This is a genomic window from Saccharopolyspora soli, assembly GCF_022678645.1.
Lineage (GTDB): Bacteria > Actinomycetota > Actinomycetes > Mycobacteriales > Pseudonocardiaceae > Saccharopolyspora > Saccharopolyspora soli.
In genome coordinates this window covers 1-20,884 of the sequence record NZ_JALBWV010000090.1, presented here as the reverse complement: position 1 = coordinate 20,884, position 20,884 = coordinate 1, and the positions used below count along the sequence as shown (strand labels likewise).

18 protein-coding genes and 1 pseudogene are annotated in these 20,884 nt (G+C 70.0%); 5 read left to right on the top strand and 14 right to left on the bottom strand.

Annotated elements, in window-relative coordinates:
* From def to MOQ72_RS39660, 3 genes are all read right to left on the bottom strand, one after another.
* A complete protein-coding gene (gene def, locus MOQ72_RS39670; RefSeq protein WP_242191123.1) occupies positions 1–546 on the bottom strand; it encodes a peptide deformylase in 546 nt (181 codons plus the stop codon).
* Between the two features lie 178 nt (positions 547–724).
* Positions 725–2,521 (bottom strand): gamma-glutamyltransferase, encoded by a 1,797-nt coding sequence (gene ggt, locus MOQ72_RS39665; protein WP_242191122.1) that lies wholly within the window; start codon positions 2,519–2,521, stop codon positions 725–727.
* Positions 2,522–2,900: 379 nt separating this feature from the next.
* Positions 2,901–4,505, bottom strand: coding sequence for a putative glycoside hydrolase (locus tag MOQ72_RS39660; protein ID WP_242191121.1), 1,605 nt, complete (start codon positions 4,503–4,505; stop codon positions 2,901–2,903).
* A 181-nt stretch (positions 4,506–4,686) separates the two neighbouring features.
* Between MOQ72_RS39660 and MOQ72_RS39655 the strand changes: the two genes are divergently transcribed.
* A complete protein-coding gene (locus tag MOQ72_RS39655) occupies positions 4,687–5,730 on the top strand; it encodes a polysaccharide deacetylase family protein (protein WP_242191120.1) in 1,044 nt (347 codons plus the stop codon).
* A 43-nt stretch (positions 5,731–5,773) separates the two neighbouring features.
* On the opposite strand, the gene MOQ72_RS39650 is transcribed toward MOQ72_RS39655, so the two are convergent.
* The 7 genes from MOQ72_RS39650 to MOQ72_RS39620 all read right to left on the bottom strand — a co-directional run bounded on the left by MOQ72_RS39650 (position 5,774) and on the right by MOQ72_RS39620 (position 14,512).
* A complete protein-coding gene (locus MOQ72_RS39650; RefSeq protein WP_242191119.1) occupies positions 5,774–6,343 on the bottom strand; it encodes a GNAT family N-acetyltransferase in 570 nt (189 codons plus the stop codon).
* Positions 6,344–6,506: 163 nt separating this feature from the next.
* Positions 6,507–7,610 carry a hypothetical protein gene (locus MOQ72_RS39645; RefSeq protein ID WP_242191118.1) on the bottom strand — a complete coding sequence of 368 codons (1,104 nt, stop codon included), beginning with the start codon at positions 7,608–7,610 and terminating at the stop codon, positions 6,507–6,509.
* Positions 7,600–9,780 (bottom strand): xanthine dehydrogenase family protein molybdopterin-binding subunit, encoded by a 2,181-nt coding sequence (locus tag MOQ72_RS39640; RefSeq protein WP_242191117.1) that lies wholly within the window; start codon positions 9,778–9,780, stop codon positions 7,600–7,602. Before MOQ72_RS39640 ends, MOQ72_RS39645 begins: the two co-directional genes overlap by 11 nt.
* Positions 9,777–10,778, bottom strand: coding sequence for an FAD binding domain-containing protein (locus MOQ72_RS39635; protein WP_242191116.1), 1,002 nt, complete (start codon positions 10,776–10,778; stop codon positions 9,777–9,779). Before MOQ72_RS39635 ends, MOQ72_RS39640 begins: the two co-directional genes overlap by 4 nt.
* 4 nt (positions 10,779–10,782) lie before the next feature.
* Positions 10,783–11,277 (bottom strand): (2Fe-2S)-binding protein, encoded by a 495-nt coding sequence (locus MOQ72_RS39630; protein ID WP_242191115.1) that lies wholly within the window; start codon positions 11,275–11,277, stop codon positions 10,783–10,785.
* Between the two features lie 64 nt (positions 11,278–11,341).
* Positions 11,342–12,226, bottom strand: a complete 885-nt coding sequence (locus tag MOQ72_RS39625) for a helix-turn-helix domain-containing protein (protein WP_242191114.1) — start codon at positions 12,224–12,226, stop codon at positions 11,342–11,344.
* Between the two features lie 258 nt (positions 12,227–12,484).
* Complete coding sequence (locus MOQ72_RS39620; protein WP_242191113.1) at positions 12,485–14,512, bottom strand: primosomal protein N'; 2,028 nt, start codon at positions 14,510–14,512, stop codon at positions 12,485–12,487.
* A 151-nt stretch (positions 14,513–14,663) separates the two neighbouring features.
* Between MOQ72_RS39620 and lysA the strand changes: the two genes are divergently transcribed.
* The gene (lysA, locus tag MOQ72_RS39615) at positions 14,664–15,983 is read left to right on the top strand and encodes a diaminopimelate decarboxylase (protein WP_242191112.1); all 1,320 of its coding nucleotides are present in this window, start codon (positions 14,664–14,666) and stop codon (positions 15,981–15,983) included.
* Positions 15,984–16,148: 165 nt separating this feature from the next.
* Here lysA and MOQ72_RS39610 read toward each other — a convergent pair whose 3' ends face one another.
* Positions 16,149–16,856, bottom strand: coding sequence for a sulfite exporter TauE/SafE family protein (locus tag MOQ72_RS39610; RefSeq protein WP_242191111.1), 708 nt, complete (start codon positions 16,854–16,856; stop codon positions 16,149–16,151).
* Positions 16,857–17,126: 270 nt separating this feature from the next.
* Positions 17,127–18,152 carry a helix-turn-helix transcriptional regulator gene (locus MOQ72_RS39605; RefSeq protein ID WP_242191110.1) on the bottom strand — a complete coding sequence of 342 codons (1,026 nt, stop codon included), beginning with the start codon at positions 18,150–18,152 and terminating at the stop codon, positions 17,127–17,129.
* A gap of 61 nt (positions 18,153–18,213) precedes the next feature.
* Here MOQ72_RS39605 and MOQ72_RS39600 point away from each other — a divergent pair.
* Together MOQ72_RS39600 and MOQ72_RS44965 are read left to right on the top strand one after the other, a co-directional pair.
* Positions 18,214–18,714, top strand: a pseudogene (locus tag MOQ72_RS39600) (SDR family NAD(P)-dependent oxidoreductase); the annotation flags it as partial.
* Between the two features lie 76 nt (positions 18,715–18,790).
* The gene (locus MOQ72_RS44965; protein ID WP_277955367.1) at positions 18,791–18,910 is read left to right on the top strand and encodes an SDR family oxidoreductase; all 120 of its coding nucleotides are present in this window, start codon (positions 18,791–18,793) and stop codon (positions 18,908–18,910) included.
* 144 nt (positions 18,911–19,054) lie between these two features.
* On the opposite strand, the gene MOQ72_RS39595 is transcribed toward MOQ72_RS44965, so the two are convergent.
* On the bottom strand, positions 19,055–19,339 hold the full coding sequence (locus MOQ72_RS39595) for a hypothetical protein (RefSeq protein ID WP_242191109.1): 285 nt from the start codon (positions 19,337–19,339) through the stop codon (positions 19,055–19,057).
* Between the two features lie 110 nt (positions 19,340–19,449).
* Between MOQ72_RS39595 and MOQ72_RS39590 the strand changes: the two genes are divergently transcribed.
* The gene (locus MOQ72_RS39590; protein WP_242191129.1) at positions 19,450–19,905 is read left to right on the top strand and encodes a tRNA (cytidine(34)-2'-O)-methyltransferase; all 456 of its coding nucleotides are present in this window, start codon (positions 19,450–19,452) and stop codon (positions 19,903–19,905) included.
* A 102-nt stretch (positions 19,906–20,007) separates the two neighbouring features.
* On the opposite strand, the gene MOQ72_RS39585 is transcribed toward MOQ72_RS39590, so the two are convergent.
* Entirely contained in the window at positions 20,008–20,736 is a 729-nt protein-coding gene (locus MOQ72_RS39585; protein WP_242191108.1) for a YwaF family protein, read from the bottom strand.
* Positions 20,737–20,884 lie beyond the last annotated feature (148 nt).

Genomic DNA, 20,884 nt, shown 5'->3' with positions numbered 1-20,884 from the left:
TCAGCGTCCCCCGAACAGCGGGTGCGGGCTTTCCTTGATCACCGGCGGGGCGCCGTCGAACCAATCCGCCTGGCGGATCTCGCGCATCGCGGCCTTGCGGGTCTCGTCGTCCAGCCGGTCGAGGAACAGCACGCCGTCCAGATGGTCGGTCTCGTGCTGGATGCACCGGGCCAGCAGGTCGGTGCCCTCGACCTCGACGGGATCGCCGTGCATGTTCCAGCCGCGGGCCACCACGTGCTGGGCGCGCAGGCAGTCCCAGGCCATGCCGGGGATCGACAGGCACCCTTCCCGGCCGAACTGGTCCTCGTCGCCGACCGCCGTCCAGGTGGGGTTGACCAAGTGCCCGGCGAAGCCGTCGCAGTGGTAGGTGAACACCCGCAGGCCGACGCCCAACTGCGGGGCGGCCAGCCCGGCCCCGCCTTCGTCCTCCATGGTGTCCCACAGGTCCTGGACGAGGGTGCGCAGTTCCTTGTCGAAGTCGACCACCTCGTCGGCCTTGGTGCGCAACACGGGGTCGCCGAAGAGTCTGATCGGCTGGACGGTCACGAGAGCTCCTGGGAATTTCGACGACGATTGGCGACCCGACGAGTCTAGTCGTCACCCGGTTCAGGTCGCCGTCGCGCCAGTTCCGCAGTCTGACCTCCTCCCTGCCTGGGGGTTGCCTGTTTCAGGCAAAACCGCCAACCGCGAAATCCACCTCCGCGATGTGGAAAGGATCACGGCGTCACGGTGCCGGATGGACCACCGCTGCCGCACCACCACCGCGCCGCTCCGGCTCCGCGGCGGCGACCCAACGACCATCTGGCAGCCGTTCGACGCCAGTCGCTGTGCCGATCTCCGTCGTGGGTTTGAACTGGTGCCCGATGGCCCGCAGCTTCTCCGCCTCCGGCTGGGCCAGGAAGCCCGGCTCCGCCTCGGTCTGCGCGGCGTTGCGCTGCGACGCGCGCGGCTCCGCGATGGCGTTCACGAGGGACATCCCGCGATCCAGTCGTCCGGTGAGCACCTGCAGCACCGTGGTGATGATCGTCGCGCCGCCCGGACTTCCCACCGCCAGCAACGGCTTGCCGTCCTGCAGCACGATCACCGGGCTCATCGAGCTGCGCGGGCGCTTGCCCGGTCCCGGCAGGTTCGGGTCCGGTTGACCCGGCGTGACCGGGGTGAAGCTGAAGTCGGTCAACTCGTTGTTGAGCAGGAATCCCCGACCCGGCACCACCATGCCGCTGCCACCGGTCTGCTCGATGGTCAGCGTGTAGGCCACCACGTCGCCCCAGCGGTCGGCCACCGTCAGGTGCGTGGTGTTGGGCCCTTCGTACGGCTCGGCGCCGCCGGACGTGCCAGCCTGGCAGTCCTGCGGAGCACGCGGATCACCGGGTGCGACCGGGGTCGGCAGCACGGCGTCGTCGCTGATCAGGCAGCCTCGGGAGTCCGCGAAGCGCTGGCTGAGCAGCTGCTCGGTGGGCACGTCGCTGAACGCCGGGTCGCCCACCCAGCGGTTGCGGTCGGCGAAGCCGATCTTGCTGGCCTCCAGGAAGCGGTGCAGGTACTGGGTCTTGTCGACCTGCGAGAGGTCGGTGCGCTCCAGGATGTTCAGCGCCTCGCCGACGGTCGTGCCACCGGAGCTGACCGGTGCCATGCCGTAGACGTCGAGCCCGCGGTAGGTCAGCTGGGTGGGCGCCTGCTCGATGGTGCGGTAGTCGCGCAGGTCGCCGACGCTCAGGTCCCCGGGCCGCACGTTGCGCTTCGCACTCGGGTCGACCCGCGGGTGGTTCACCGTCTTGACGATGTCGTCGCCGATTTCGCCGTCGTACAGCGCCTCGATGCCGCTGGTGGCCAAGGTGCGGTAGGTGTCGGCGAGGTCGGGGTTGCGCAGCACGCTGCCGACTTGGGGGAGCTGACCGCCGGGCAGGAACAGCTCGCGGGTCGCCGGGAACGCGCTGAAGCGCTCCTGGTTCTCCTCGGTCTGCTGGCGGAAGGTCTCGTCGACGACGAACCCCTGGCGGGCCAACTGCTCGGCCGGGCGCAGCGCCCCGGCGAGGTCCGTGGTGCCCCATCGCCGCAAGGCTTCCTGCCAGGTCATCGGGGTGCCGGGCACGCCGACGCTGAGCCCGCTGGTGACCGCGTCGTCGAACGGGATCGGCTGGCCGTTCTCCAGGAACAGGTCCTCGCCAGCCGTCGCGGGCGCGGTCTCCCGACCGTCGATCGTCTCGACCTTGCCGGTCTTTGCGTCGTAGTGCACGAAGAACCCGCCACCACCGACACCGGCCGAATACGGCTCGGTGACGCCCAGCGCCGCCGCGACCGCGACCGCCGCGTCAGTGGCGGTGCCACCGCGCCGGAGCACCTCGATCCCGATCTGCGTCGCATACGGATCCACGCTGGAGACGGCACCGCCGAATCCGGTCGCCTCGGCCTGCTTGGGCGGCTCCGCCGGTGGAGCGTCTGGGGCCGCCTGCGCCATTGGCGCGACCAGTGCACAGGATGCGATCACGCCGAGGGCGAGTCGAACGGGCCTCGCAAGCATTGCGCCACCTCCAACATCGACAACGCCGGATACTCTGCCCAGTCTGCGCCCCCAATACAACCGCCGTCCTGCGCGCCGGAGCGCTCGTCGCCTTGTTCCGCGTGCCGCGTCAGAACAGGCTCTTGGAGCTCGCGCGGATTGGAAGCGGCTGTGTGCAGTGGTGAGGTCGGTGTCAGGCAAGCGGCGCAAGCCGCTTCCTCCCACCTTCGCAGCTTGCGCCGCCGCGGGTTCACGGTGGCCCACCCCTCTGGGGTTCTCCCCGCGAGGACAGCCCCGACGTGGTGTATCGGACATACCTGATGTCGGGGATCCCCGGAGAAGAGAAAGCCTCTGAGGTTCCGCCACCCGCACCGCTACGCAAGCCAACTTGCGCACTCTCCTAGCCGGTCGGGCCGAGTGCCGTGTCGTGGTAGCGGCAGTTGGGTGCCCACAGCAGGAACGACGTCATCCCGTTGTCCCGCGCGGCGTTTATCTGCGCGGCCACCTCCCCTGGGCCGTAGCTGACGCCGAGGCTGAAGTCCTGCAACCAGGGGATGATCTGCACATCAGTGCCCTCAACGGTCTTGGCGAACGCCGCCAGCGACCGCACCACGATGTCGTAGGGCTGGGAGTTGGGGTTGCCGACGCCGAACTCCCCCGGACCCCAGTGCGACGGGTACACCATCGGCGAGATGTAGTCCACGAAATGCGAGATCTGCCGGATGTCCTGGGCGATCTCGGTCGGCCGGTCCACCGCGATGCCGAACACCGACGCGCCGAGCAGCGCGCCCCGCGACCGCACTTCGGGCTGGGTCTGCCGCAGGAAGTCCGCGATGGCGGCTTCCGGCGTGGTGGTCAGGCCCGGGATGCGCATCTGGTCCAGGTGCCCGTCCGGTCGGCGGACGTAGTCGTAGAGGATGTCGTCGAAGCCGAGCGCCGCGGCCTCGGCGGCGATGTCGATGTTGTACCGGACCACCACGGGGTCGGCGAAGTTGGTGAAGGCGTAGGCGCCGTAACCGCTGCTCCAGGGCTGGCCACCGGCGGTTTGCACGACCCGCTCCGGGTGCCCGCCCTGCCAGGACGCCGCGCCCAGCACGGGATCCTTGAAGGCGACCAGCCGACCGACCACCCGCACGCCCATGCCGTGCAACTGGTCGAGCACCTGCCGCGCGTTGTAGTAGCCCTTGACCGCGCCGATCTGGTGGGCCATCGGCACCGCGGAGTCGTAGACCACCTCCCCGCTCTCGTCCTTGATGTCCAGCTCGATGGTGTCGATCTTGCCCTGCCGGGCCATCTCCAGGATCGGTTCGCGCAGCGAATCGCTGGTCCAGGCCAGCCCGGTGAGGTGCACCGCGCGCATCCCCGGATGTCTGATGTGGACGGTCATGGTCCGCTCGGTGCGGTTGCCCGCGGCGTCGGTCGCGACCACCTGGACCTCGCGGTCCGGCCGGTCGACCACCGCGCTGAACCCGCCCTGCGGATCCGGCGGCACGGGCTTACCGGCCACCGCGACCTGGGTGGCCCCGTGCGCTGTTCCGTTGACCGTCACCGGCTTGTTCGGCCCGTCCGGTCGCAGCGAGTCGTCGACCCGCAGCTCCGGCGGCGTGCTGTCCACAGTGAACGTTCGAGTGGTGGTGGTCGAACCGAGCCAGGAGGGGCTGCGCGGCACCACCACGCTCAGCACGTGCGGCCCGTCCGGCAGTCCGGCCGCCCGCACCACGTGCGCGCCCTGCTGCTGGACCGTCGGGGTTTCCCGGCCGTCCACCAGCACCCGCACCCCGTCAGCGGTACCGGCCCGGATCTGTATCGAACCCACCGCGGACGACGCGATGGGGTGTTCAGGTATCCCGACGATCTGGATGTCCTCTGTGGACAATGGGCGCAATAACAGGGAGCCGAAGAGCAGCGCCAAAGCGGCGCCCACCCCGACCACGACCGACCTGGGAACTCCGGCGAGCACCGCGTTGGTGCGAACGATCGCCGTTCCAGATGCAGCATCCGTCATCGCTTTCGCCTCCCCGACTTCAGGCGAACTCGCGCGGCTGCACGAAATTCGTGCTTGATCAAGTTGGAAGCCAGCCGCGATCAGGCGACCGGTGCATCCACCTTCCCAGCCGGGTCGGCGTAGATCAATTAGCCACTTGGAGTATCCACAACCGGAAACTCGATCTCTAACCTTGGCGAGGATGCTGCCAACAGTGCGCGACGGACGCGCCGCCATCGCGGCGGCGGCGATCCTGCTCGCGATCTTCAGCGCCGGATGCAGCGCGGAGACCGCCCCGGCCCAGCCCAACGCCGCGGTCCAGCCGCCGCCCGCACCGCCGCCTCCGCCCCCACCGCCGCCGACGCCGGAATCCGTCGGCGCCAACGAACTCGGGGACGTCCCGGTGCTCATGTACCACCGGATCACCCCCACACCGACCAGCGTCTACGACCGCACGCCGGAAGATTTCCGGGCGGAGCTGGAGCGGCTGGCCGCCGAGGACTACGTGCCGGTCACCGCCACCGAGTACGCCACCGGGCAGTTCGACATCCCGGCCGGGAAGCATCCGGTCGTGCTCACCTTCGACGACGGCTCGGCCACCCAGTTCACATTGGACAGTGCGGGCGAGCCGGCACTGGGCACCGGTATTCGCATCCTGCTCGACGTCGCCGCGGCACACCCCGGATTCCGGCCGGTCGCGACGTGCTACGTCTTCAACCCGCCGTTCGAGGAACCCACCGGACGGCGCAGCCTCACCTGGTTGCACGAGCACGGCTTCGAGATCGGCAACCACACGCTCGATCACCCCAACCTGGGTCAGGTCTCGGATTCGGAAGCGCAGCACCAGATCGCCGGGATGCAGCGGGTCATCACCGATGCCGTACCAGGCCTGCAGGTCCAGTCGATCGCGCTGCCGCTGGGCGCGCACCCCGACAACGAGCGGCTGGCCGCGGACGGCTCGGCGGACGGGATCACCTACCACTACGGCAGCGTCATGCTGGTCGGTTCCAACCCGGCGCCGTCCCCGTGGTCGACGGACTTCGACCCGGCGAACGTGCCCCGGATCCGTTCCCAGGGCCCGACCGGCCAGGATGCGCAGTACGGCTCCACGGCGTGGCTGGACAAGCTCGCCGCCGCCCCGGCGCGCCGCTACACCTCCGACGGCGACCCGAACCGGATCTCCGCGCCAGCCGCGGCAGACACCGAACCCGCCCCCGCGGTCGGGCCGCGCCTCTACCGGTACTGAAACGGTCGTGAGTGCTCAACCGGGCTGGAGCCCGGTTGAGCACTCACGACCCCATGGCGAGCCATTCGTCGCGGGTCAGCTCGTACTCGACGTCACCGTGTTCGGAACCTTCGATCGGGCCTTCGGGCCACTCCTCGAAGAAGGTTCGCACGTAACGGAGCCCGGCCTTCTGCATCACCCGCTGCGAGCGCCGGTTGACGGTCATCGTCTTCGCCCAGATCCGCCCCAACCCGAGCTCGGTGAACCCCTTGCGGATCAACGCGAGCGACCCCTCAGTCGCATATCCTCTGCCCCACACGGACCGGTGGAGCCGGTACCCGAGCTCGACTTCGTCCAGCGGCCCGTCGTCGGTCGGCTGGAACTTGAACACCCCGACGAACCGATCGCCCGCCTTCTCGATGGCGGCCAATCTCCCCAGCCCGCCGAACCGCTGGTAACCCGCCAGGTACGAGGGTATGAGCTCGCCCGCGATCTGCGCCCGGTCGGCCGAGGCGCCACCGTTGAGGAACCGCATGACCTCGGCATCGTTGTTGAGCGAGAAGATCGCATCGGCGTCGTCGGGCTCGACCTCCCGCAACACCAGCCGCTCGGTCTCGACGAAAACCCGTCCCATCCCACTCCTCTCGGCGCAGCGGGATTCGACCACGAGCGACCCGCACCGAGCGACCGGTTTTCCGGAACGGCTGGCCGCAGCCGCCACCGTCAACGAACTTCCCGACCGGCCCTGAAACCGCCGAGGTGGCGGCGGTCAAGGGCCGGTCGGGCACGGCCGACATTCAGTCCGATGTGGACGTCGAGGCACCGGCAGGCCACCGACGCCAGACCGCGACGTGCAGGATCACAGCCACGCTCAGGGCGTTGAGGGTCGCGTGGGTGACCCAACCGCTCACCTCCACCGCGGGCACGCCCGTCAGCTGCGCGAGCATCGGCAGCGCCCACGACAGCAATGCCGTCAGCAGCACCACTGTCACCAGCGCCAGGCTCCGGCCGGGCAGCGGGTCGAACCGGATCGCTGGCCATGCCTCGAACAACATCGACACCACCAGCACCGACGCGATACCCGCTCCGGACACCGCGGTGATCCACCCCGGCGACCAGCCGATGAGCTCACTCGCCAGCAGATGGCTGCCCCAACCGCAGGCCACCACGACCACGTTGGCGACTGCGAGCCGCACCGGCCGCCGACGGATCCTGGCGAATGGCCAACCGCGCAACACGACGTACCAGACCATCTGCCACACACCCACCGCCGTCAGCCACGCCCCGTAGCTCTCGACCGACACGACGCCGGGCCGGACGAGTCCCAGGAACACGACCGAGCCTGCCACCCAGCACACGGCCAGCGCGGCTACGCCCGAGCGCAGACGACCCAGGCCGCGCAGCGGCCACCCCTCGTTGACCAGCGTCAACTGCAGCATGATCGTGAAGATGCCAGCAGCCAGCGGCAGCGTGTCCGGATAGGCAGCGCCAAGCCCCGGTGCGGCGGGTCCCCACAGGACAACCCCGGCCGCGACGCGTTGCCCGAGATCGGTCAACACCAGCCCAGCAGCCACGACCACCACCGTGTCGTAGACGCCGGACCAACCGCCGCGCAGCAGGCTGCCCGGCCAGTCCTCCCACCAGAACGCGATCATCGCGACGACCGGCAGGGAGAACGTGACGACCGGAGCGAGCACCACCACCGAATGCGCGGGGCCACCGGCACCCGCAGCCAGCAACGCGGCCACGGGCAGTACGAACGCCAGGCCGATCAGTCCACGCTTCGGTTGTGCGCGCCTCGCGTCGGCCAGCGCCGCCGGACTCAGCGCGTCCGGAGCGCTGATGGCCGGACGGTGGTCCGGTGTGCCAACCGGTTCGGTGGCGAACTGCTCAGATGACATGTTCCAGGCGGATCGGCAGTTTTCGGTGCCGCCGCCCGGTTGCGTGGTGCACGGCGTTGGCGACGGCGGCCGCGACCCCGACCATGGCGACCTCGCCGAGCCCCTTCACACCGATCGGGTTGAACTGGAGGTCGGGCTCGTTGATGAACTCCACGTCGATCTTGTGAACGTCGGCGTTGACCGGGACCGGGTACTCCTCAAGCGTAGCGTTGAGGAAGCCGCCGAATCGGTCGTCCACCAGGCTCTCCTCGCGCAGCGCCGCCCCGATGCCCCAGACGACCCCGCCGCGCACCTGACTGGCCGCGGTGACCGGGCTGGCGACCCGGCCGCAGTCGGCGACGCTGACCACCCTCGGCACCCGGATCCGCCGGGTCGTCGGCTCCACGCGCACCTCCACGAAGTGCGCGATCCAGCTGAACGTGCTGAACGTCGGGTACACCGGTCCGCCGATCGCGACATGACCGGCACGGGACTGTTCGAGCATTTCCGGCGGCTGTCCGGGGCCCAGCGAGGTCACACCGACCTCGACCGCCTGCCTGCCGTTGGCCGCCACGGCCGCTGCCACATCGACATCGCCGGTGTCGGCGACGTCCAGGTGCTTGCGGAGTTCGACGAGTCCCGCGTGGACGGCGGGCAGGGCTGTGGCGGTACCCCAGGAACCAGCGGTGAGGTGCTGCGGCGCCACCCTGGTGTCCCCGACCCGCACGACGACGTCGCTGACCGGGATGCCCAGATCCTGCGCGACCAGCAGCGCGATGGCCGACCGGATGCCCTGGCCCATTTCGTGGCCGTCCACACCGACGGTCACCTTGCCGTCCGAGCCAGCGGAAAGATTTGCGACGGCAGGCGCGACATTGCCGGGATACGCACCGACCGCGACGCCCCAGCCGATGGTCGACCCGTCCTCGGCCCGCATCGAGCCGGGCTCCGGATTCCGCGCCGCCCAACCGAACCGGTCCGCGCCACGGCGCAGGCACTCGGCCAGGTAGCGGGTGGAGAAGGGCAGCCCGGTCACCGGGTCGGTGGCGGTGTCATTGGCCAGCCGCAACGCGACGGGGTCCTGGCCGGTGGCGTAGGCGAGCTGGTCGACGGCCGATTCGAACGCGAAGGCCGCCGGGCTCTCGAACGGGGCCCGCATGTAGCCCGGCGTCTGCACGTCGGTCCGCACCAGTCGCTGGCGGCCCCGGAACGCCGGGACGCCGTAGAGCCGGGACGTGATCTCGGTGTGCATGGCCGGGAACAGGTCATGGCGCGAAGTCTGCTGGTCCACCTCGTGCACGGCGGCCAGCAGCCTGCCGGACCCGTCGGCGCCGAGCCGGACGTGGTGCCGACTGGCCGGTCGGAAACTGGCCCCGTGGAACGTCTGCGTCCTCGGGATCACCAGCTTGACCGGCCTGCCCAGGCGCCGCGCGACGATCGCCAGTGGCGCCAGGTGCGGCTGCAGGGAGTTCTTCTGCCCGAACCCGCCGCCGACGTACGGCGAGATGATCTCGATGTTGTCCTTGTCGATGCCCAACTGCTGCGCCAGGCCGCCGCGCAGGGCAGTGGCGTTCTGGGTGCCTTCGTGCACCACGAGGGTGTCCCCCCGCCACTCCACGACACCGCCGATCAACTCCATCGGCACTTGGTGCTGCGGTGGGTGTTCGTAGGTTTCGTCGATGCGCACCGGGCTGGCGGTGAAGGCGGCATCGGCGTCCCCGACCTTGACGTCGGCCAAGAACGGCAGCGGGATGGCCTCCTCCTGCACCAGGGTGGTCGCTGTCTCCGCGTCCAGGTGGACCGCGAACGGTTCCGCCTCGTAGCTGGCCTCGACCGCCTCGGCGGCCTCGGTCGCGGCGACGAGGGTGTCGGCGACGACCAGTGCGATGGGCTGGCCCCGGTAGGCCACGTGGTCGTCCAGCAGCGGTTGGAAGCTCTGGAACGCGAATCCGCCGCCCAGCAGGAAGCCCGCGTCCCGCAGCTCGTCCGAGCTGAACTGGGTCACCACCAACCGCACACCCGGCACTGCTTCGGCGGCGGAGGTGTCGATGCGGGTGAGGCGGCCCTTGCCGATCCTGGCGACCGCGAGCATCGCGTAGGCCAGACCGGGTGGAACGCGATCGGTGCCGTAGATCGCCGCACCGGTGACCTTTTCGTAGGCGTCGACGCGGTTGGTGTCAGCGACGTTCATCGGGTGGCCCGCTCCCCGGCGATGCGCACCGCGTCCGCGACGGTGCGAATGCCCAATTCGACTCGGAATCCGTTGTTCGTGCCGGGATCGGCGTCCGCGAAGGCGACCTCCCCGGCGTGCCGGGCCGCCTGTGGCGTGAGCCGCTGGCCCGTCAGCGCCCGCTCGGCGGCGCTGGCCCGCCACGGGCGGGTGGCGACGCCGCCCAGTGCGATGCGGCACTCGTCGACCACCCCCTGCGCGTCCACCGTCAGCGCCACGGCGGCCGATGCGAGGGCGAAGGCGTAGGACTCGCGGTCCCTGATCTTGTGGTAGGTGGAGCCGCGACCGGTCGGTGTCGCGGCGATCCGGATGCGCACGATCAGCTCGTCGGCGGCCAGCGTGTGCTCCCGGGTCGGGTCGTCACCGGGCTCGACGTGCAGCTCGGCCAGTGGCACGCTGCGCTCGCCGCGTGGGCCGACGACATCCACCGTGGCGTCGAAGGCGAGCAGCGCGATGGCCCAGTCGCCGGGATAGGTCGCGATGCAGGTATCGCTGCCGCCCAGCAACGCGTGGCCCCGGTCGTGACCGCCCAGCGCGGCGCAACCGCTGCCGGGCTCCCTCTTGTTGCACGGGAATTCCGGCCCGCCGCGGAAGTAGCCACATCGCGTGCGCTGCAACAGGTTGCCCGCGACGGTCGCCATGTTCCGCAACTGCTGCGAAGCCGCCCGCCACAACGATTCCGACAGGGCCGGATAGCTGGCGCGCACCGCGGGATGGTCCGCGACGTCGGCCATGCGGGCCCCGCCGCCGAACGACAGCTCATCGGCTCCGACGTAAATCTCGGTCAGCTCGGGCAGCCGGTGCACGTCGATGAGCGCCGACGGGGTCTCGATGCCCAGTTTCATCAGGTCGTAAAGGGTGGTGCCACCAGCCAGGATCTTCGTGCCCGGCTGTGCGGATCGCAGCGCGTCGATGGTTTGGCCGATGTTGTCGGGTGCGAGGTAGGTGAAGGGGCGCATCGCTTCACACCTCGTTCCGCTGCGCTTCGGCGGTCTGCCGCACCGCGGCGACGATGCCCACGTAGGCACCGCAGCGGCAGATGTTGCCGCTGAGGTATTCGCGGATCTGGTCGTCGTCGCCAGCGTGGCCCTCCGCGATGCAGGCCAGGCCCGACATGATCTGGCCAGGGGTGCAGTACCCGCACTGCATGGCGTCGTTGTCGATGAATGCTTGCTGCAACGGGTGCAGGTCGCCGTCCGGTCCCGCGATGCCCTCGATCGTCGTCACGTCCTGACCGGTGACCTGGACCGCTGGCGTCAAGCAGGAAACCACCCGGCGGCCGTCCACGTGGACCGTGCAAGCGCCGCACTGCCCCTGGTCGCAGCCTTTCTTGGTGCCGGTGAGCGCAAGCCGCTCCCGCAACACGTCCAGCAGGGATTCCCTCGGATCTAGCCGGAGCCGGACGCCCTGGCCGTTGACGGCGCAGGAGGTCTCGACCGTCGAGTCGTTTGTGGACATGCGGCGAACCCTAGAGTCGCCGCGCGGTGCCTGCGATCCTCAGATTGCTGCGAGGTGGCGCGGTTTATTGCCTTCGGTTCCGGTAGGCGGTTGGGGACAGTCCTGTCTCCAGGCGAAACACGGCGGCCAGCCGGGACGATGTCGCGAACCCGCACAGGTGGGCGATCTCGGTCACAGACAGGTCATCGCGTTCCAGGTAACGGCGTGCGCGGCCCACTCGGACGGCGTTGAGGAAACGGTGCGGTGTCCGGCCGGTGGCGGCTTTGAAAACACGTAAGAAGTGGAAGGTGCTCAGGTCCGCGACAGCGGCGATCTCGGCGAGCGTCAGCGGCAGGTGGTAGTTGTCCCTGATGAAGGCGATGGCCCGCCGCACCCGGATGTCCTCGCTCCGCGGCGGGCTCGGGTCCGGTGCCGACGCATGCCTGGTCAGGATGTGGACGGCGAGGAAGGTCGCGGCGGATTCGGCGTACAGCTCATCGGCACCAGCCAGCGCGGCAGCGCGAAGACTGCTGATGACGGAAGCGAGCACCGCGTCGTCCACGGCCAGCGAGTCGGGTCGGCCCAGGCGCTCCGCGTCCCGGCCCCACAGTTCGGCCGCGGTCCGGTCGATCAGGCTGCGCGGCAGGTGGACATGCGTGGTCAGGGTCCGCTGGGTGCCGCGCCAGCGGAGGAAGGTCGGCCTGCCCGGAGCGGTCATGCCGATCCGGCCCGGGACGTACTCAGCACGTCGCCAAGTCGAGCCGTGCCGCGACTCGATGGTGGTCGTGCCCCCGGTCAGCAGCACGAGCGTCTGATCATCGGCGGCGGGCAGCACGACGTCGTCGGCCACCTCGGCGTTGTCGTAGAGCTGCACGAGCAACGACGTCCAACCCCTGTCCCGCCAGCTGCACAACCGCCGCTGGGCAAAGGGTCTCTGGTCGAAGTTCAGCGCACCGAACACACGCGCCACGCTATCGGCGTGCACCCAAGTCGTGCCGCTTCGATCTCGCCGCGGAACCCGTCTTCGACCCTGCCCGGCAAAGCCCCAACAGGGCCGATGACAGCGCACCGGACATGCTGTGAGATCCCCGACAGCACAGGTAAGAGGGTGCGCGGATTGGCCGCTGCTGGGTCGTGAGTGGCAATGGTTGTCATGGCGACCACAACCGCTCACGACGCGGCAGCGGCTCGGATCGCACGTGCTCGTGGGTGAAAGCACGCGGATTTCCTAGAGCATTTCCAAGGGATCCAGGCGGACTTGGAGTTCGGCGGCCTTGCGGGCTGCCCGGACGGCTTGGGCCGCGTGCAAGGCGGCTGCCAGGGCCCGGCCTTCGCTGCGGTCTACGCGGACGATCAGGCGTTCTCGTTCAGCGTTGCCGTCCTCGTCGACCTCGCCGAGCGGGACAGGGCCGAGGACTTCCGCGGTCACGGGCAGGTCCGCCGAATCCAGCAGCGCCTCGATGGCCTCCGGGGTGCCGTCCACGGCCGCGACGCGACGGGCCGGTGGGAAGCCGAGTTCGGTGCGGTCGGCCAGTTCCAGGGCCGCGAACCAGGCCGGGTCCCAACGCACCAGGGCCTGCACCGGTTGCAGCGACGAATCAGCCATGACCACCACTCGCCCACCGTCGCGCGCGGGCCGGACCAGCGCTGCGGCGGCGAACCACAGCCGCAGCGCCGTTTCGGCCGCGCGGAGTTCCGGGCGGGCCAGCAGGGTCCGGCCGTCCAGCAACAACGCCGCGCCGTAACCGCCTTCGGCGACCGGCTCCGCACCAGGGGTGGACACGATCAGCGCCGGTTTCGCGGGCACCGTCGCAAGCACTTCACCGGCCCCGGAGGTTCGAACCGACACGTTGCTGAACGCCCGCCCCAACTCCTCGGCGGTACGACCAGCGCCGACGGCCACCGCGCGCAGCCGACGCGACCCGCAGGAACTGCACCTGAACGCCGCTTCCGCGGCTCCGCACCAGCGGCACGCCGCTGGCTTCGGCGCTCCGCCTTCGCTGCCTCCCGGCAGCGCCAGCGGCCCCGCGCACCGGCGGCACCGCGCCCGCTCGCGGCAGTCGCCGCACGCGAGCGCTGGCACGTAGCCGCGCCGCGGCACCTGCACCAGCACCGGCGCTCCCGCGCCGAGCGCGGCTCGCGCCGCTTCGAAAGCCACCGACGGCAACCGCGCTGCGCGCGCTGCCGGATCGCGCGCCAGCTGCGTGTCGTCCTCGCCGATCGCAGTGACACGTGGCGCCGCTGCCCGCACTTCCGTGCGGTGCGCGATGAGTTCGTGCGCCCAGCCGGACTCAGCCAGCAATGCGGCTTCGGCGGTGCGGGCGAATGCGCCGACGATCAGTGCCGCGCCTGCCGCGTGTGCGCGTTGGGTCAGCACGTCACGGGTGTGCGGGTAGGGCACCTGCGGGTAGCTGTGCAGGTCGTCACCGTCGTCCCACACGGCCGCGAAGCCAAGGGCGTGCACCGGCGCGAACATCGCCGCGCGGGTTCCGATCACCACGCGCGCAGCGCCGCGCAGCACCGCCAGCCAGCGCCGGTAGCGCTCCGCTGGTGCGAGTTCCGCTGCGAGCGCGACGACGCCGTCTTGGCCGAGCAAGCCGGTGCAGGCGGTGTGCAGCCGTTGCAGGTCGCGGTGGTCGGGGACGACGACCAGTGCGCCGCGTCCGGCCGACGCCGCGGTCGCGGCGGCTTCGGCGAGCCGGGTTGGCCAGTCCTCGCCGGGCAATGCCTGCCAAACCGCTCGGGCCGACCGGCCCGCGTGCACCGCGTCCAAAAAGGACGTTCCGTGCTGGTAGCGGGCCCAGGCTTCGGTGGCCGGGCGGGGCGGCAGGGGGCCGGGCTCGCGGGGGGCCGACTTCTCCGCTCCGGCGTGCCGGGGCGGGACCGCCAGGCGCACCACGTCGGCGAGCATGCCGCCGTAGCGGGTGGCCACCGCGCGGGCCAGGTCCAGCAGCTCCGGGGTCAGCACGGGCTCCGGGGACGGGACCCGTTCGACCCAGGACAGGGTGCCCTGGAAGTCCGAGGTCTCGTTGCGCTCCAGCAGGTAGCCGTCGACCAGCTTGCCGCGGAAGCGCACCCGCACCCGGCAGCCCGGCACGGCGTCGGTGTCCAGCCGGTCGGGCACCAGGTAGTCGAAGGGCCGGTCCAGGTGCACCGGCAACGGGACGTCGACCAGCACGCGGGCCACCGGCCGGTTCGCCGCCGCGGTCCGCTCCTCCTTCGCCCCCTTCCGCTGCCGGGGTTGGGCACCTGCCATGCCTCTTCTCTACCAGAGCACCCGGACCGGACCGTCAACAGCACGTCAGAACCGGTGCGGCAGGCGTCAGGACCGCGCCCGGACATCCGCCGTGCGAGCCGCCAAGGCGTACGCCTGTACTCATCAATTCCCGAGTGCTGAGGAAGTCATCGTGACTCTCGCCGAACTACTCCCCACCTTCCGCCACAGCCTGCCGAAGAGGCTGGACGGTTCGATCTGGCCGGACGGGGCGGCGGCACTGCCCTCCGGCGACGTCACGATCGGTGGCGTCTCGCTCACCGAGCTCGCCGACCAGTTCGGCACCCCCGGCTACGTGCTCGACGTGCGGACCATCCGCGACCGGTGCCGCGCCTACCGCGCGCTGGACGCCGAGATCGCCTTCGCGGGCAAGGCTTTCCTGTGTCGGCGGATGGCGGCGTTGCTCGCCGAGGAGGGCATGTCGCTGGACGTCTGCTCCACCGGGGAACTCGCCACGGCGTTGGCCGCGGACTTCCCGGCCGAGCGAATCCTGTTGCACGGCAATGCGAAACCCGACCGGGAGCTGCGGACCGCGGCCAACGCCGGGGTCGGGCGGGTGGTGATCGACTCGTTGGCGGAGATCGATCAGCTGGTCGGCGCGCAGGACGTCCTGATCCGGGTCACGCCGGGCATCGACGGGCACACCCACCGCGCGGTGGCCACCGGGGTGGAAGACCAGAAGTTCGGTCTGTCGCTGGCCGGTGGGCAGGCCGCGGCGGCCGTGGCGCGGGTGTTGCAGCGGCCCGAGCTGCGGTTGGTGGGGCTGCACTGCCACCTGGGATCGCAGATCGCGGAAGTGCTCGGCTACGAGGAGGCGGTGCGGCGGCTGGTGGCCTTCACGGCTGAGATCGCGGTACGGCACGGTGTCACGTTGCCGCAGCTCAACCTCGGTGGCGGCCACGCGGTCGCCTACCGGTCCGGAGACGCGGAGTTCGACCTACCGGGCTTCGCCGCCCGGATTCCGCGCGTGCTGCACTACGAATGCCGCAAGCACGGGCTCGTCGTCCCGCAGCTGACGCTGGAGCCGGGCCGGGCGATCGTGGCGCGCGCCGGAGTGACGCTGTACCGGGTCGTCACGGTGAAGCACGGCAGCACCCGGACCTTCGTCGCGGTGGACGGCGGCTTCAGCGACAACCCGCGCCCCTCGCTGTACGGCTCCCGCTACACCACGCGGTTGATCGGTCGGGTCAGCGATGCGCGGGAACGCACGATGAGCGTCGTCGGAAGGCACTGCGAGGCGGGGGACGTGCTGATCCCGGACGCGCTGCTGCCCTCGGACATCCGCGCCGGAGACCTGCTGGCGGTGCCATGCACGGGTGCCTACCACCACTCGATGGCGTCGACCTACAACCTCGTGTGCCGCCCCCCGGTGGTGGCGATCGAAAACGGAGCGCCGGACCTGTGGATCCGCCGAGAAACCGAAGCGGACCTCCTCCGCCGCGACGTGGCGTGAAAACAGCGCAAATGCGCACCGCCTGGAGCGAACTCCACGGCACCACCGCATGAAGCGAACGGAGTGAGGGGCACCCGTGACCCAGTTACTTGGTCACAGGTGCCCTTCACTCATCACCTGAACGGGGTCGCGAGTGCGAAAGTGGGCTGGAGCCCGCTTATGCACTCACGAGAAAAGCAGCACGACACCGGAGACGATCGCGAACAGCTGCACCGACAACCTCATCAACGGACCGTCGAGCCGGTGGTGGACGTATCGGCTCAGCCCCGCACCCAGCACCAGCGCGGGCAGCAGCAACAGCGCCAGCCAGAGCTGGTGGAGCCCGACCCGGCCAGTGCTCAGCAGCACCACCAGCGAGATGCACTCGCCCACGATGAAGCACACCGCGACCGTCGAGCGCAGCACTGCGGCAGGCCGGTGCTGGTACACCAGCGCCAGCGGTGGCCCGCCCACTCCGGTGGCCGTTTCCGTCACGCCGGTGATCGCTCCGGCGGCGAGGAACGCCCCGCGTCCCGGCGTGAACTTCGGCGCGATCAGGGTGACCACGGCCGCCAGCACGGTCGACCCGCCGATGAGCAGGTTCAGCTGTGCCACTGGGACCGCCACCAGCACCCACAGTCCGCCGAAGGTACCGACGAACCGTCCCGCGGTGATCCACCCGGCACCGAGCTTGTCCAGGCTGCCGCGTTCGCGCCCGGCGACGTAGAGGTTGAGCGGGATCATCAGGGCCAGCAGGAATACCGGCAGCAGCGACGGTTCCACCAGTCCGACCACCGGGGCGACGATGAGCGCGAAACCCACCCCGGCGGTGCCTTGCACGAAAGCCGCCACCGCCACGACGAGCGCCATCAGCCCCAGCACACCGACGCTCATGACTGTTCCGCCTCCCCGCGATTCACAGTGGTGGTCGCGTCCAGCCGAATCTCCCGTTTCGTGGTTTCTTGTGGCTGGCTTGCGTCACGTTCCCCTGGGGTGCGGTTTAGGAGGACTCGGGGTGACACAGGGCTATTCAAGCCAGATCCCGTGCTGGAAGCCCGTTCCCACCAGCGGTAGAAGTCGGGTCGTGCTCGACCGACAGCGGGCGGGTCCACCGCAGGGGTCGTCCCACCCGGTCCCGGCCGGTCGCTGATCCACCGCCGCAGGCTACCGCCGACGATGGCACTGATCTGATCCCGATTGGCCAGTCGAACCGGCACGCAACGGCGCGTGGTGTCGCCCACCCGCCGCGCGGGCGTAGCGGTCGGCGAGGAGGCGGGTTGCGGCGGCCAGTTCTGGCGCGTCGATCACGTCGAAGTCGAGGTCGAGAGCTCCGAGGTACACCGCGAGGAGCTGCGGGGTGTCCGCTCCGGCGTCGACCAGGCAGGTCTCCTCGTCGATCGCCGAGACCAGCCACGTCGTCGGCGGCACCCGCTGCACGACGACTTCCGCGGACGCGTGCACCCGCACCCGCGCACGATATGCCCACAGCGCAGCCGAAACGCCGCGCGCCACGTACTCGGCGAACCCGCCTTGCGGCGGCTCGTGGGGCGCGAAGCGCGGACCGGTCGGCGTCCGGGCGGCCAGCCGATCGACGCGGAAGCTCCGCCAGTCGCCGCGGTCGCAGTCCCAACCCACCAGGTACCAACGACGTCCGGTGCTGACCAGGCGATGCGGCTCGACGTCTCGCATGCTCGCGGCACTGTCGTGGTCCCGGTAATCGAACCGCAGCCGCTCGCGGTCCCGGCAGGCACGCGAGATCACAGTCAGGACGTCGGCATCGATCACCGGCCCGCCGCCGGACACCGGCACGGTGTAGGTCTGCAACGCGTTGACGCGCTGCCGCAACCGAGCGGGCAGCACCTGTTCCAACTTGGCCAGCGCCCGGATCGAGGTCTCCTCGATTCCGGACACCGTGCCGCTCGCTGCGGTGCGCAACCCGATGGCGACCGCGACGGCCTCGTCGTCGTCCAGCAACAACGGCGGCAGCGCGGCACCGGCGCCGAGCCGGTAGCCGCCCGCCACACCAGGCGTGGCGTGCACGGGATAGCCGAGGCTGCGCAGGCGCTCGACGTCCGCGCGGACGGTCCGAGTGGTGACCCCGAGGCGTTCGGCGAGACCCGCGCCGGACCAGTCGCGTCGTGCCTGCAACAGCGACAGGAGGCGGAGCAGTCGAGCCGAGGTTTCCAACATTCCTCCAGTGTCGCCGCGATTGCGGAGCGAAATCTTCCGCAATCGCGGAGAGGGTGCCGGTATGACTCTTCGAGGCAACACCGCAGTCGTCACCGGTGGTTCGCGCGGCATCGGCCGGGCGATCGTGCACCGTTTGACGGCCGACGGCGCAACGGTGCTGTTCAGCTACGCCACCGACGAGGACGCGGCGAAGGCGGTCGCATCGGACACCGGCGCCCGTGCAGTGCCGGTCGACCTGGGCGAAACCCACGACGTCCACCGGCTTTTCGCCGCTCTGGACGAACTGGACATCTTGGTGAACAACGCGGGGATCCCGTCCAACACGCCACTGCTCGACCTGTCCGAGGCCGACTACGACCGCGTCATGGCGGTCAACGCCAAGGGCACGTTCCTGGCGATGCAGCAGGCGGCGCGGCGAATGCCGGACGGCGGCCGGATCGTGAACCTCTCGACGATGAGCACCACGTGGGCCAGTCCGGGCGAATCCGCTTACGTCGCAAGCAAAGCGGCGGTCGAACAGCTCACCCAGGTCGCGGCGAAGGAACTCGGACCACGCGGCATCACGGTCAACGCGGTATCCCCCGGCCCGACCGACACGGACCTGCTGCGCGGCGCCGTCAGCGCCGACGTCCGCGCACATGACCCCGCTGGGCAGGCTGGGGCAACCGGCGGATGTCGCCGACGTGGTGGCGTTCCTGGTCGGCCCCGACGCGCGCTGGATCACCGGGCAGAACATCCGCGCCACCGGCGGACTGTGACCAGAGCCCTTTTGAGCGGCTGCGGGATCAGTGGTCCCGCAGCCGCCCCAGCGCGACTTTCTGCCATGCGGCGCTTCCAGCCCGGCACGCGGAACCAGGCTCCAGGCCGGGCTTCGCCAATGCTGAAGGAGGCCAGGACCGAGATCAGAGTTCGACGGATTCGACGGTTTCGACGATCCACGCCTGCGGGTCCTGCACGCGGGAGCGGACCGGCCCCGCCCACAACCCGTACAGCCGTTGTCGGAATTGCTCAGCCTCGGCGATTTCATCGAACTCGAGTTCGATCATCACCATGCCCGGATCAAACACACCGCGGTGGATCCGGTACCGACGCACCCCGACCTGCTTGCGATCGTTCATGTCGTCGTCGAAGAGCCGCTTCCAGACCTCGAAGGACGGCACCGCATGCTGGACGTGCAAAATCGGCATGACGCCCCCTTTAACTTCAGCGCCAGTATCGGGCGGGGGCCGCGCCCGCACACCGGCCGAAATCCCCTCCCCGCGCTGCCCGCCCGGACCTCGGTATGAAACGATTTCGGGTGTTTCACGTCGTCTTCTACCGGCCGGAGATCCCGGGCAACGCGGGCAACGCGATCCGGATGACGGCCGGGTCCGGCTGCGCGCTGCACCTGATCGAACCGCTCGGATTCTCCGTCGAGGACGCGAAGCTGCGCCGGGCCGGGCTGGACTACCACGACCGGGCCGTGCTGCACGTGCACGCCGACCTCGACTCGGCTTGGCGGGCGCTGGACCCGCAACGGATCATCGCGTTCACCTCGAAGGCCGAGCGCCGCTACGACACGGTGTCCTACCAGCCGGGTGACGTGCTGCTGTTCGGCCCCGAATCCACCGGTCTGCCCCAGAACGTGCTCGAAGACGTGCCGATACGGGTCCGGATCCCGATGCTGCCGGGCATCCGCTCGATGAACCTGGCGAACTCGGCGGCCGTCGCGGTCTACGAAGCCTGGCGCCAACAAGACTTCGCCATACCCTGACCCGACACCGCCTCCGGCGGCGCAGCAACCGATGGCCATTTCGTGCAAAACCAGCAAATCCACCAACCGCACAACACAACCCGTCGTTCGAACTGCGTCGTGTCACGGGGTCGCTGGGTGGGTCGGGCGGGCCGATCCGCGTGAGGTGCGGGTCCACGGCCAGGTCAGGAGTGCCCAGGCGGCCAGTCCGACGACCACTTCGACGCCCAGGTACCAGGGCCAGCCGCCCATCAGGTCGAGCAGTGACGGGTTTTCCGGCTTGCTGCTGACGAATCCGTAGTTGGTGCCAGCCCAGGCGTTGAAACCGAGCATGGTCGCGCCCCAGACGACGGTCACCGCCGCCGCGAACCAGTAGCCCCGCCAGTTCGGACGCAGCCCGACTCCCCAGGTCAGGTAGGCCGCCGCCCAGATGACCAGCAGGTGCTGGCCCCAGAACTCGATGAAGTTGATGTGCGGGAAGTCCGGGGCGTCCAACGCGGGGGTGATGATCGCCTGCGGGGTCAGCGTCAGACCCCAGTAGTAGGTGAGCGCGTAAGCCAACCGCTGGCGAGTCCACAGCGCGTAGGCCGCGACCATCCAGGCGAGGTCGCAGAGGTGCAGCGGGAGGGATTCGGCGATGTCCCACCGCGCCGGGAGCAGCTGGTAGATCAGCAGCACGCCGTTGAACGCCACGACCACAGCGGCGAAGATCCGGGTGGTCAGAACGATCGTCCGAGCGTCGCGGTGCCGGTTCCCGAGCACGGCGAGCACCACCGCCCCGGCGACGATCAGCACTATGATCACCCAGTGCGACGGGCCGTAGGCGACGAAGTGATCCGCAGGCGGTCCCACGCACCCAGCCTAGGTACCCCAGCCCCAAGTCGTGGGGGGGGTGAACGGCGGGGGGGCCCGGGGGGGCGCCCCCCCCCCGAGCGGGGGGGGGGGGACGAGACGAGGCCCCCCCGGCCCCAGGCGGGCCACCCCCGCGGGAAGGAGGGTG